This is a genomic window from Pseudomonas sp. S3_B08 (assembly GCF_054667725.1).
In genome coordinates this window covers 3264018-3276510 of the sequence record NZ_CP162750.1, presented here as the reverse complement: position 1 = coordinate 3276510, position 12493 = coordinate 3264018, and the positions used below count along the sequence as shown (strand labels likewise).

Sequence of the window (12493 nt, the reverse complement as noted above, 5' to 3'; positions counted from 1 at the left end):
TTTTCAATGGCCTGTGCCGTATTTTATTGTTGCTGTGCTTGTTATTTTGTTAGCTTTTAATAGATTGGTTGCAGTATGGATGCGTTAGGTTGCAGTTTTCAGAGCGACCAGCCCCCCCGTCACGGGCTCTAATTATATGGTCGTAAGATACGGATTTATCTGTATCAAGATACCCTTCACAAATCGGGCATTTAATTGATGATCGAAGGGCTGTTGTTATAAAGGCTTCACTCTTTGCGTCATCGCTGAAGTTTTTTGTAGGGTCGGATCCAGTGCCAACAAAAATCTTTCCATCAAGGCCGGATATCCTAATTATTTCTAATTCGTTGAGGTCATCACTCGTGTTTAGATGGTTGATGAGATCGTCTAAGAAGTCTGCGTATTTGTCTACCCGCTTGGGGCTGATATGTTTTTGAATAATAGTGGCTATCAAGTCTTTATGATTTACGAGTATTTTTTCAAGTTTTGAGCGTGCTTGGGTGAATTTGTTAAAAAAAACTTTGTCGTTGTTTGATAGTTTTCTTCCCACAAGAGTCATAGTGCCCATGAACATTGGGCCGGAATGTCGGCCTGTTGGTCCGTAAAAATATACGGCTGGATGTAGGCCTAAACTACCGTTCTCATTGCCTGTAATTCTCTCGGCTAAGCGGTATGTTTTCGTTAGTACTGAAATAGTGGATAGGCCATCTTCGTCATCATCAGTATCGAAGACGTTTTTAGGCGTTCCTTGTTGGTTTCTTGTGGCGATTAGTGCTATATCGATTAAAGTTTGCAGTGCGGTTCTAACGCCCTTTGGACCTCCAAGAGGAAGGTCCAAAGTCTTTATAGGACTTTTGATTTCTGGGTCAAAAAGAATTGAGTGAAGTCTACCTGAAAGCTCTTCAATTTTTTCAGCATTTATTTTCTCAAAAGAGGACCAATATCTGTGCCCCTTGCCTGCTCTAATTATTGCTCGAGAGGCGATTGAAATAGGTTTTTTTCTGCTCTTTAGTAGTAGCTCTTCGATGCTATCAAGGGGAGTGCCTTTTGTATTTATTTTAAAGAAAGAACTCTCTGCTTTGTCTGCATCACCTTTTACCCATTGGATGGGAAGTCCCCTGGTAATGAGTGCACTGATTTTTTTACGCTCGTTTGGATCTAAATTTTCATCTTGAATTTTAGCGGTGAAATGCTGCCAGCTTCCTATTTTTTTATTTACCAATGAACGTACTTTTGTGGCGTTTTTTTTCTGTTCCGCGGAAATTTGATAACCAAAAAAAGGTTGAGAGGTAGGGCCGTCACCGTAATCGTCATCAATCCACGCTTTTAAAACACTAAGCCGATGCCCGCCATCAATAACAAATAGGTAAGTTGGTGACTGCCATAAAATTACCGATGGAATTAAGTCACCATTTACGAAGCATTCAAGTAAAGAAACAACTTGCTCTGGAGACCAATGGTTTGTCTCCCTTTGGAAGTCTGGTTTACGTAAACTTGGTCCGATTAATCCACCACTTGTAAAATCCCTTAGGGAAATAGTAGAAACGTTTTCGAACGAAGAGGATTCTGCATCAGAGGCAGCGAAGTCTTCTCGTTTTATCAGGGCGTCTAAATTCACAAGGTTAGATCTGAGTGCCATTTAGATAAACTCCATGTAAAGACCAAGCTTCGGCTGATATTTTTCTGACGAGGTGCCGGTCTATCGTGCCTTAACACTCGTCCGTTCAGCTCAAGATAGCCCATGGCCATTAATGCGTCTAGGCTCGGATTCTGGCGAGTAGGAACGTGCCTATGTAAATGGGCAGATGTCGACTTGCTAGGGTTAAAGAATTTGCGCAAGGATGGGGGCAGTAATTCGTTCGTTTTTTGCTTTAATCCTGGTTTTGCTTGTGAGAATTCTTCGCAAAAAAAAGGGCTCCCATCGCTGGCAGCCCGTTCTTAAATGCTTGATGGGATTGAAATTAAATCAATCCCAGCTCAACGCCCCACCAGTCTGATACTCAATAACCCGCGTCTCAAAGAAATTCTTCTCTTTCTTCAAGTCCATGATCTCGCTCATCCAAGGGAACGGGTTAGTCGTCCCCGGATACTCTTCCTTCAAACCAATCTGCGACAACCGACGGTTAGCGATGAATTTCAGATAATCCTCCATCATCGCCGCATTCATACCCAACACCCCACGAGGCATGGTATCCCGTGCGTATTCGATCTCCAGCTGCGTGCCCTGCAGAATCATCTGGGTCGCTTCTTCTTTCATCTCAGCATCCCACAAATGCGGGTTTTCGATTTTGATCTGGTTGATCACGTCGATGCCGAAGTTCAGGTGCATGGATTCGTCGCGCAGGATGTATTGGAACTGCTCGGCGACGCCGGTCATTTTGTTGCGGCGGCCCATGGAGAGGATTTGGGTGAAGCCGCAGTAGAAGAAGATGCCTTCCAGAACGCAGTAGTAGGCGATCAGGTTGCGCAGCAACTCTTTGTCGGTTTCCGGGGTGCCGGTTTCGAACTTCGGATCGGAGATCGAGCGGGTGTACTTCAGGCCCCAGGCTGCTTTCTTCGCGACCGATGGGATCTCGTGGTACATGTTGAAGATTTCGCCTTCATCCATGGCCAGCGATTCGATGCAGTACTGGTAGGCGTGGGTGTGGATCGCTTCTTCGAAAGCCTGGCGCAGGATGTACTGGCGGCATTCCGGGTTGGTGATCAGGCGGTACACGGCCAGGACCAGGTTGTTGGCAACCAGGGAGTCGGCGGTGGAGAAGAAGCCGAGGTTGCGCATGACGATGCGGCGCTCGTCGTCGGTCAGGCCTTCCGGGTTTTTCCAGAGGGCGATGTCGGCGGTCATGTTGACTTCTTGCGGCATCCAGTGGTTTGCGCAACCGTCCAGATACTTCTGCCAGGCCCAGTCGTACTTGAATGGCACGAGTTGGTTGAGGTCGGCGCGGCAGTTGATCATGCGCTTTTCGTCAACGGCGACACGAGCGGAGGCGCCTTCGAGTTCGGCGAGGCCTTCGGCGACGTCGAGGGAGTTCAGTGCAGCCTTGGCGCGGGCCACGGCGGCCGAGTCGTCGGCGGTGACGGCGCGGGCTTCCAGCGCTGCGGCGCCGCCAGCGTTGTCGAGGCGGTCCATGTTGGCTTCGCTTGCGTGGCCGGCGTTGGCGCCTTTCACGGTTGCGACTTCACTGTCTTCTTTATCGAATTCGTCCCAGCTCAGCATGACGTGTCGTCTCCTGCGTGAGGGCTTGTGCCCGTGTGAAACCTGATGGGTTGGTTTTTCACACGGCCAAACAAGCCGCGTTGGATGTCGTTTTTTGCAGCGCTGCACGCAGGCAAATAAACAGAAATTTTGACGGGTTCCGAGAGCCTCTGATGGGCGCAATCAGCGTCGGGCACTGTTGCGGGGCTTCAGAATGGCTTTTGCTCCCTGTAAGGGAATATTGCTGACCCGTATGGGGCGGCATTATAGGGAAATTTTTACCGGCGTGGTGCGGCGAATCGGCTCATGGCGCGGCCGAGGAGGGGGTGGATTTCGGTCCGACCGAGGGATTACAGGGCTTTGCGCGGAATCGGCCCGAGCAGATTTTTTTTCGTTAATTTTTTGGCAGGTGGTTTTTTGTTTAAAAAATAGCCAGAAAAGTGGGTTTTTCACTATATCTAGTGTTTTGCAAGCCTTTTTCGCGGCTCCAGACACAACTGAGCCCGACCGAAGCCGGGCTGGAATCGACCCTCAATGTGGCGTTGAGCGATCCGATTCGGTGCAGTCTGATTCAGTTCGTGCAGCCGTTGCCCATGATGCTGTAGCGCAGGATGTGGCGTTGGCCTTTGGAGTCGTCGTATTCCATTTTTGCCGGTACTACTTCGCAGACATTTGGCACTTCGCTCATCGATACAACTTTGGCGATGTCCAGATGTGTGGAGTAAGTGTATTCCTCGATTACCGGTTGTTGCTGTGCGACATCAGTCGGGACCTCGTCTGCCATGGCGGTTGCGCACAGACTGCTGAGGGCCAGAACCAATAAAGCTTTCATTTCTAATTCACCTTTTTGAGGTCGAGTGGGGTCACGCAACCTTTTTAGGGTTGCGTGTGGAGCTTGAGTAGTTGATGCGTTACTTGGAGCGCTGGATTAACGGCCTTTCGTGGGGGCTGTAACGTTGTTAATCGCGGTTGCCTTGTTGGCGAGGTGAATTTTAGGGCGGTGGGGGCGGGGTAAACAGAGCGGGTTTTGATAAACACTTTTGGCATATTTGGTAACAATCCCCCAAACACCCCATTCCCTGTAGGAGCTGCCGAAGGCTGCGATCTTTTGACTTTGATCTTGAAAACAGATCAAAAGATCGCAGCCTTCGGCAGCTCCTACAGGGGGGGCGCGTGCAGGGGGAGGCTTGTTACTACCATCGTCGAATGGTTCTATGGGCCCCACCCGGCTACAACAGGGTCATACAAAAACAACTATTACACCGAGGTAGGAAAGATGAGTGCGGCTTCTCTGTATCCCGTTCGTCCCGAGGTTCTGGCTAACACGCTGACTGACGAGGCGACCTACAAAGCCATGTACCAGCAGTCGGTCGTCAACCCTGACGGCTTCTGGCGCGAGCAAGCCAAGCGTCTGGACTGGATCAAGCCTTTCACCACGGTGAAGCAGACGTCGTTCGACGATCACCATGTCGACATCAAGTGGTTTGCCGACGGCACCCTGAACGTTTCCTACAACTGCCTCGACCGCCATCTGGCCGAGCGCGGCGATCAAGTCGCGATCATCTGGGAAGGCGACGATCCTTCCGAGAGCCGAAACATCACCTACCGCGAACTGCATGAGCAAGTGTGCAAACTGGCCAACGCCCTGCGTGGTCAGGACGTGCACCGTGGCGATGTGGTGACCATTTACATGCCGATGATTCCCGAAGCCGTGGTCGCCATGCTGGCCTGCACCCGGATCGGTGCGATTCACTCGGTGGTGTTCGGCGGTTTCTCGCCGGAAGCCCTGGCCGGTCGCATCATTGACTGCAAATCGAAAGTGGTGATCACCGCTGACGAGGGTATTCGCGCCGGCAAGAAGATTTCCCTCAAGGCCAACGTCGACGACGCGCTGACCAACCCGGAAACCAGCAGCATCCAGAAGGTCATCGTGTGCAAGCGCACCGGTGGCGACATCAAGTGGAACCAGCATCGCGACATCTGGTACGAAGACCTGATGAAGGTCGCGGGCACCGTTTGCGCGCCGAAAGAGATGGGCGCTGAAGAGGCGCTGTTCATCCTTTATACCTCCGGCTCTACCGGCAAGCCGAAGGGCGTGCAGCACACCACCGGCGGTTATCTGCTGTATGCGGCAATGACCCACGAGCGCGTGTTCGACTACCGTCCGGGCGAAATCTACTGGTGCACCGCCGACGTCGGCTGGGTCACCGGCCACAGTTACATCGTCTACGGCCCGCTGGCCAATGGCGCGACCACCGTGCTGTTCGAAGGTGTGCCGAACTACCCGGACATCACCCGGGTGGCGAAGATCATCGACAAGCACAAGGTCAACATCCTCTACACCGCGCCGACCGCGATCCGCGCGATGATGGCCTCGGGTCAGGCTGCCGTGGAAGGCGCCGATGGCAGCAGCCTGCGTCTGCTTGGGTCGGTGGGCGAGCCGATCAACCCTGAAGCCTGGGACTGGTACTACAAGAATGTCGGCAAGTCGCGTTGCCCGATCGTCGATACCTGGTGGCAGACCGAAACCGGCGGCAACATGATGAGCCCGCTGCCGGGGGCTCACGCGCTCAAGCCGGGTTCGGCGGCGCGTCCGTTCTTTGGTGTGGTGCCGGCGCTGGTCGACAACCTCGGCAACATCATTGAGGGCGAGGCTGAAGGCAATCTGGTGATTCTCGATTCGTGGCCAGGCCAGGCGCGTACGCTGTACGGCGATCATGATCGTTTCGTCGATACCTACTTCAAGACCTTCCGTGGCATGTACTTCACCGGTGACGGCGCGCGTCGCGATGCCGACGGTTACTACTGGATCACCGGGCGCGTGGACGACGTGCTCAACGTCTCCGGCCACCGCATGGGCACCGCCGAGATCGAAAGCGCGATGGTCGCGCATCCGAAGGTGGCCGAAGCTGCGGTGGTGGGTGTGCCGCATGACATCAAGGGGCAGGGCATCTATGTCTATGTGACCTTGAAGAACGGCGAGGAGCCGACCGAGCAGTTGCGTCTGGAGCTCAAGAATTGGGTGCGCAAGGAGATCGGCCCGATTGCTTCGCCGGACGTGATCCAGTGGGCGCCGGGGCTGCCGAAGACCCGTTCGGGCAAGATCATGCGCCGCATCCTGCGCAAGATCGCCACGGCGGAATATGACGGGCTGGGCGATATCTCGACCCTGGCGGATCCGGGTGTGGTGCAGCATTTGATTGATACGCACAAGACCATGAATGTTGCTTAAGCGTTAGAAGCATAGGAGCCCTGTCCGGTGATGCCGGATGGGGCTTTTTTGTGTCTGGTGGATTTGTGTCGATCGGGCTGGCCTCTTCGCGAGCAGGCTCGCTCCCACAAGGAATGGGCGCATTTCAAATGTGGGAGCGAGCCTGCTCGCGAAGGCGATCTGTCAGACACCGCAGTAGTCAGCTGTAGGAAACCGCAACACCCCAACCAATAATTATCGATCTGCACCGTCAGACCTTTCCCGCTGTTACCCGCCACAACCCAATGTGTAACCGCCCGCGCCAAACCGGGGCGAAGGGAAACGCGGTGCGCCGTTTTAGAGCCTCCAAAGCCCTGCTGAAAAATAAGACATAACGCTGCGCTTGCCGGATTAGAAGGGTTTACGAATAATAGGCCCGCAACTTGCAATATGTATCGGTTCACTGTCTTTTGCTCTTGCATGAAATTGCAGGGCTGTCAATGAGCTCAAACCGCTTTCTCGGTGCATCTGTAATTAGTTGTCGCATTGAAGAAATATCGGCTTCGGGCCTGTCGTTAGAATGCCGATCACTCGCTCATCGTGGCTGACGTTGAAATCGCCTGCGGTTCCAATGGGAAATTTCCGTCGATGCGCAACCGATTTCCGATTCACCCATTCGCATATTGGGCTGTCGCTCACTCTGCCGTTTTTGCCCTTTACCGATGGAGTCCCAAGATGAAGAAACTTGTGCTGCTTGGCGCCCTGGCACTGTCCGTGCTGTCGATGAATGCCTTCGCTGACGAAAAACCGCTGAAGATCGGCATCGAAGCGGCTTACCCTCCATTCGCTTCGAAAGCACCGGACGGCAGCATCGTCGGTTTCGACTACGACATCGGCAACGCGCTGTGCGAAGAAATGAAGGTCAAGTGCGTGTGGGTCGAGCAAGAGTTCGACGGCCTGATCCCGGCTCTCAAAGTGCGCAAGATCGACGCGATCCTGTCGTCGATGTCGATCACCGAAGATCGCAAGAAGTCGGTCGACTTCACCAACAAGTACTACAACACCCCGGCGCGTCTGGTCATGAAGGCCGGTACTCAGGTCAGCGAAGGTCTGGCTGAGCTGAAAGGCAAGAACATCGGCGTACAGCGTGGCTCGATCCACGAGCGTTTCGCCCGCGAAGTTCTCGCTCCATTGGGCGCCGAGATCAAGCCGTACGGCTCGCAGAACGAAATCTACCTCGACGTGGCTGCCGGTCGCCTCGACGGTACCGTGGCTGACGCTACCCTGCTCGATGACGGCTTCCTGAAAACCGACGCCGGCAAAGGCTTCGCGTTCGTTGGCCCGGCCTTCACCGACGTCAAATACTTCGGCGACGGCGTAGGTATCGCGGTGCGCAAGGGCGACGCCCTGAAAGACAAGATCAACACTGCCATCGCGGCCATCCGCGAAAACGGCAAATACAAGGCAATCCAGGACAAGTACTTCGCCTTCGATATCTACGGCAAGTAACACGTCTCTGCGACAAGTCCGAAATGGCGCAAGCAACAGAATCTCTGCGGTTTGCGCCATTTTTTCATCCCAACTTTCGAGGACCTGAATCATGTTGAAAGGCTACGGGGCTGTCATCCTCGATGGCGCATGGCTGACGCTTCAGCTCGCCTTGTCGTCCATGGCTCTGGCCATCGTTCTCGGGCTGATCGGTGTCGCGTTGCGCCTGTCGCCGGTGCGCTGGCTGGCGTGGCTGGGCGACCTGTATTCGACGGTGATCCGCGGCATTCCCGACCTGGTGCTGATCCTGCTGATCTTCTACGGCGGTCAGGACTTGCTCAACCGCGTTGCGCCGATGCTCGGCTATGACGACTACATCGATCTGAACCCGCTGGCCGCCGGTATCGGCACCCTCGGTTTCATCTTCGGTGCGTACCTCTCGGAAACCTTCCGTGGTGCGTTCATGGCGATCCCCAAGGGCCAGGCCGAAGCGGGCATGGCGTACGGCATGAGCAGTTTTCAGGTGTTCTTCCGGGTGATGGTGCCGCAGATGATTCGTCTGGCGATTCCCGGCTTCACCAACAACTGGCTGGTACTGACCAAGGCCACCGCGCTGATTTCCGTGGTCGGTCTGCAAGACATGATGTTCAAGGCCAAGCAGGCGGCGGATGCCACGCGTGAGCCTTTCACCTTCTTCCTCGCAGTGGCGGCGATGTACCTGGTAATCACCAGTGTTTCGTTGCTGGCATTGCGTCACCTTGAGAAGCGCTACTCGGTAGGCGTAAGGGCGGCTGATCTATGATCTTCGACTACAACGTCATCTGGGAGGCACTGCCGCTGTACTTCAGCGGCCTGCTGACCACCCTCAAACTGCTCGCGCTGTCGCTGTTCTTCGGCTTGCTCGCGGCGTTGCCGCTGGGGCTGATGCGCGTCTCGAAAAACCCGTTCGTCAATGGCGCCGCGTGGCTGTACACCTACGTGATTCGCGGCACGCCGATGCTGGTGCAGCTGTTCCTGATCTACTACGGTCTGGCCCAGTTCGAAGCGGTGCGCGAAAGCTTCCTGTGGCCGTGGCTGTCCAGCGCAACGTTCTGTGCCTGTCTGGCTTTTGCGGTCAACACCAGCGCCTACACCGCGGAAATCATCGCCGGCAGCCTCAAGGCCACGCCGAACGGTGAGATCGAAGCGGCCAAGGCCATGGGCATGTCGCGCTTCAAACTGTATAAGCGCATCCTGCTGCCGTCGGCCCTGCGCCGCGCGCTGCCGCAGTACAGCAACGAAGTGATCATGATGCTGCAGACCACCAGTCTGGCGTCGATCGTGACCCTGATCGACATTACTGGCGCGGCACGTACCGTCAATGCGCAGTTCTACCTGCCGTTCGAGGCGTACATCACTGCCGGCGTGTTCTACCTGTGCCTGACCTTCATTCTGGTCAAGCTGTTCAAACTGGCCGAGCGTCGCTGGTTGAGCTACCTCGCGCCACGGAAGCACTGATATGCAACGCATCGACCACGTATTGCCGTGGAGCCACCTGGGCAGCGAGCGCAAGGTTTCGGTTTTCCGGTTCGGTGAGGGCGAGCGCAAGGCCTACATTCAAGCCAGCCTGCACGCCGATGAACTGCCGGGCATGCGCACCGCCTGGGAGCTGAAAAAGCGCCTCGGCGAACTCGAAGCCCAAGGCTTGCTCAACGGCGTGATCGAGCTGGTGCCGGTGGCCAATCCGATCGGCCTCGGGCAATTGCTGCAAGGCAATTTCCAGGGCCGTTTCGAGGCGGGCAGCGGCAAGAATTTCAATCGTGATTTCGTCGAGCTCAGCGCGCCGGTCGCGGCGGCGCTGGGCGAAAAACTCGGTGATGATCCCCATGCCAACGTGCGCCTGATCCGTCAGGCAATGGCCGACCACCTGGCCGGATTGCCTGAAGCAAGCAGCCAGTTGCAAGGCATGCAACGTGTGCTGCTCAGCCACGCCTGCACCGCCGATGTGGTGCTGGATCTGCACTGCGATGCCGAAGCCGCGCTGCACATGTATGCGCTGCCGCAGCACTGGCCGCAGTGGCGTTCGCTGTCGGCACACCTGAACGTCAAGGTAGGTTTGCTCGCGGAAGATTCCGGCGGCAGCTCCTTCGATGAAGCCTGCTCGTTGCCATGGCTGCGCCTGTCGCGGCAGTTCCCCGAGGCGCAGATTCCGCTGGCGTGTCTGGCGACGACGATCGAGCTGGGCGGGCAGGCCGACACCGGCCGCGTCGAAGCCGAGGCTTATGCTGAAGGCATTCTGGCGTTCCTTGCCGAGCAAGGTCTGATCACCGGCGAGTGGCCGGACCCGGCCTTCGAACCGTGCGAAGGCATGCCGTTCGAAGGCACCGAATTGTTGTTCGCACCGCACCCCGGTGTGGTGAGTTTTTCCCGCAGGCCTGGCGAATGGGTCGAGGCGGGCGATGAGATTTTTCAAGTGATCGACCCTGTGTCCGATCGGGTCAGCACGGTATGTGCTGGTACGTCCGGGGTGCTGTTTGCCATTGAACGGCTGCGCTATGCCCAACCCGGTTTCTGGCTGGCCAAGGTGGCGGGGCGCGAAGCGCTGCGTCACGGGCGCTTGCTCAACGACTGACTGACTGTTTTTGTGAGAACCGACCGCATGTACAAACTTGAAGTCCAAGACCTGCATAAACGCTATGGCAGTCACGAAGTGCTCAAGGGCGTGTCCCTGAAAGCCGCCGCCGGCGATGTGATCAGCATCATCGGCTCCAGTGGCTCCGGCAAAAGTACTTTCCTGCGTTGCATCAACCTGCTCGAGCAGCCGCACGCCGGCAAGATCCTGCTCAACAACGAAGAGCTGAAACTGGTGGCGAACAAGGATGGCGCGCTGAAAGCCGCTGATCCAAAACAGCTGCAACGCATGCGTTCGCGCCTGTCGATGGTGTTCCAGCATTTCAATCTGTGGTCGCACATGACCGCGATTGAAAACATCATGGAGGCACCGGTGCACGTGCTCGGCGTACCCAAGTACGAAGCGCGCGAAAAAGCCGAGTACTACCTGAACAAGGTTGGCGTGGCCCATCGCAAAGACGCGTTCCCGGGGCACATGTCCGGCGGCGAACAGCAGCGCGTGGCGATCGCCCGTGCGCTGGCGATGGAACCGGAAGTGATGCTGTTCGACGAACCGACTTCGGCCCTCGACCCAGAGCTGGTGGGCGACGTATTGAAAGTCATGCAGGCGCTGGCGCAGGAAGGCCGCACCATGGTCGTGGTAACCCACGAAATGGGCTTCGCCCGTGAAGTGTCGAACCAGCTGGTGTTCCTGCACAAAGGCGTCGTCGAAGAAAGCGGCAACCCGCGCGAAGTGCTGGTCAACCCGCAGTCGGAGCGCTTGCAGCAGTTCCTGTCGGGCAGCCTGAAATAAATCAGGGCTGCCGTTGTGCACCAGATTAGGTCATGCTTCGCGATCTTCTGGCTGGCTCAGATCCCTGTGGGAGCGAGCCTGCTCGCGAAAGCGGTACAACAGCCAGCAATTATGTTGACTGGTACACCGCCTTCGCGAGCAGGCTCGCTCCCACATTCTGATCTTCACCGGTTTCAGGATTTGTGTTCATTTCCGGGCTAGCATTGGCCCATGCCTTCATCACCGTTGTTCGTTTCGGATTGCCCGCCCATGACTGCCCATCGAATTGGTTTCCTGATTTGGCCCAGCACTAAAGCGTTGACGCTGGCGCTGGCGGAGGAGGCCTTGCGTGTTGCGCAGCGGGTGCACCCGGACGTGGTTTACGAACTGTCGTTCTTGCAGGCCGAGCCGCAGACCGAAGGGGCCTGGCAATTGCCCGGCGAACCCTGGGCCGGCAAGCTCGAGAATTTCCAGAAACTGTTCCTGCTCGCCGACGAGCCGCCGACCACCCTGGCGCCGGCGCTGAGCAGTGCGCTCAAGCAACTGGTGCGTGCCGGTTGCGTGATCGGTGGTCTGTCGGCCGGTGTCTATCCGCTGGCGCAGCTCGGTTTGCTCGACGGTTATCGCGCCGCCGTGCACTGGCGCTGGCAGGACGATTTCGCTGAGCGCTTCCCGAAAGTCATCGCCACCAGTCATCTGTTCGACTGGGATCGCGATCGTCTGACCGCCTGCGGTGGCATGTCGGTGCTCGACCTGCTGCTGGCGGTGCTGGCCCGCGATCACGGCGCGGAACTGGCCGGTGCGGTGTCGGAAGAACTCGTGGTCGAGCGCATCCGCGAGGGCGGTGAGCGTCAGCGCATCCCGTTGCAGAATCGCCTCGGCTCCAGTCATCCGAAGCTCACCCAAGCGGTGTTGCTGATGGAAGCCAACATCGAAGAGCCGCTGACCACCGACGAAATCGCCCAGCACGTGTGCGTATCCCGTCGGCAGCTGGAACGGATCTTCAAGCAATACCTCAACCGCGTGCCGAGCCAGTACTACCTGGAATTGCGCCTGAACAAGGCCCGGCAGATGTTGATGCAGACCAGCAAGTCGATCATCCAGATCGGCCTCTCGTGCGGCTTCTCCTCGGGGCCGCATTTCTCCAGCGCCTATCGCAATTTCTTCGGTGCCACGCCGCGCGAAGATCGCAACCAGCGGCGCAGCAGCAGCCCGTTCGAATTGTCGTCAGTGCCGCCGGAGCGTGGCTGAGCGCGGA

The 12493-nt window shown here is 56.4% G+C and carries 10 protein-coding genes; 7 read left to right on the top strand and 3 right to left on the bottom strand.

Going from position 1 to position 12493, the window contains the following annotated elements; translation table 11 throughout:
• Positions 1-49: 49 nt before the first annotated feature.
• From AB4N73_RS14805 to AB4N73_RS14795, 3 genes are all read right to left on the bottom strand, one after another.
• Positions 50-1618 carry a GmrSD restriction endonuclease domain-containing protein gene (locus AB4N73_RS14805; RefSeq protein WP_460058870.1) on the bottom strand — a complete coding sequence of 523 codons (1569 nt, stop codon included), beginning with the start codon at positions 1616-1618 and terminating at the stop codon, positions 50-52.
• 327 nt (positions 1619-1945) lie between these two features.
• Positions 1946-3196 carry a ribonucleotide-diphosphate reductase subunit beta gene (locus AB4N73_RS14800; RefSeq protein WP_016773579.1) on the bottom strand — a complete coding sequence of 417 codons (1251 nt, stop codon included), beginning with the start codon at positions 3194-3196 and terminating at the stop codon, positions 1946-1948.
• A 550-nt stretch (positions 3197-3746) separates the two neighbouring features.
• Positions 3747-4007 (bottom strand): DUF2790 domain-containing protein, encoded by a 261-nt coding sequence (locus tag AB4N73_RS14795; RefSeq protein WP_007912695.1) that lies wholly within the window; start codon positions 4005-4007, stop codon positions 3747-3749.
• Between the two features lie 444 nt (positions 4008-4451).
• Between AB4N73_RS14795 and acs the strand changes: the two genes are divergently transcribed.
• The 7 genes from acs (at position 4452) to argR (ending at position 12486) form a co-directional block, all read left to right on the top strand.
• The gene (acs, locus tag AB4N73_RS14790) at positions 4452-6407 is read left to right on the top strand and encodes an acetate--CoA ligase (protein ID WP_056788049.1); all 1956 of its coding nucleotides are present in this window, start codon (positions 4452-4454) and stop codon (positions 6405-6407) included.
• A 693-nt stretch (positions 6408-7100) separates the two neighbouring features.
• A complete protein-coding gene (locus tag AB4N73_RS14785; RefSeq protein WP_041479236.1) occupies positions 7101-7874 on the top strand; it encodes an ABC transporter substrate-binding protein in 774 nt (257 codons plus the stop codon).
• Between the two features lie 91 nt (positions 7875-7965).
• Positions 7966-8655 (top strand): ABC transporter permease, encoded by a 690-nt coding sequence (locus tag AB4N73_RS14780; RefSeq protein WP_016773583.1) that lies wholly within the window; start codon positions 7966-7968, stop codon positions 8653-8655.
• Positions 8652-9350, top strand: a complete 699-nt coding sequence (locus AB4N73_RS14775; protein WP_024014019.1) for an ABC transporter permease — start codon at positions 8652-8654, stop codon at positions 9348-9350. Before AB4N73_RS14780 ends, AB4N73_RS14775 begins: the two co-directional genes overlap by 4 nt.
• A gap of 1 nt (position 9351) precedes the next feature.
• Positions 9352-10464 (top strand): succinylglutamate desuccinylase/aspartoacylase family protein, encoded by a 1113-nt coding sequence (locus AB4N73_RS14770; RefSeq protein ID WP_056788052.1) that lies wholly within the window; start codon positions 9352-9354, stop codon positions 10462-10464.
• A gap of 27 nt (positions 10465-10491) precedes the next feature.
• Positions 10492-11256, top strand: a complete 765-nt coding sequence (locus AB4N73_RS14765; protein WP_007912705.1) for an ABC transporter ATP-binding protein — start codon at positions 10492-10494, stop codon at positions 11254-11256.
• Positions 11257-11505: 249 nt separating this feature from the next.
• On the top strand, positions 11506-12486 hold the full coding sequence (gene argR, locus AB4N73_RS14760) for a transcriptional regulator ArgR (protein ID WP_041479242.1): 981 nt from the start codon (positions 11506-11508) through the stop codon (positions 12484-12486).
• The last annotated feature ends 7 nt before the right edge of the window (positions 12487-12493 follow it).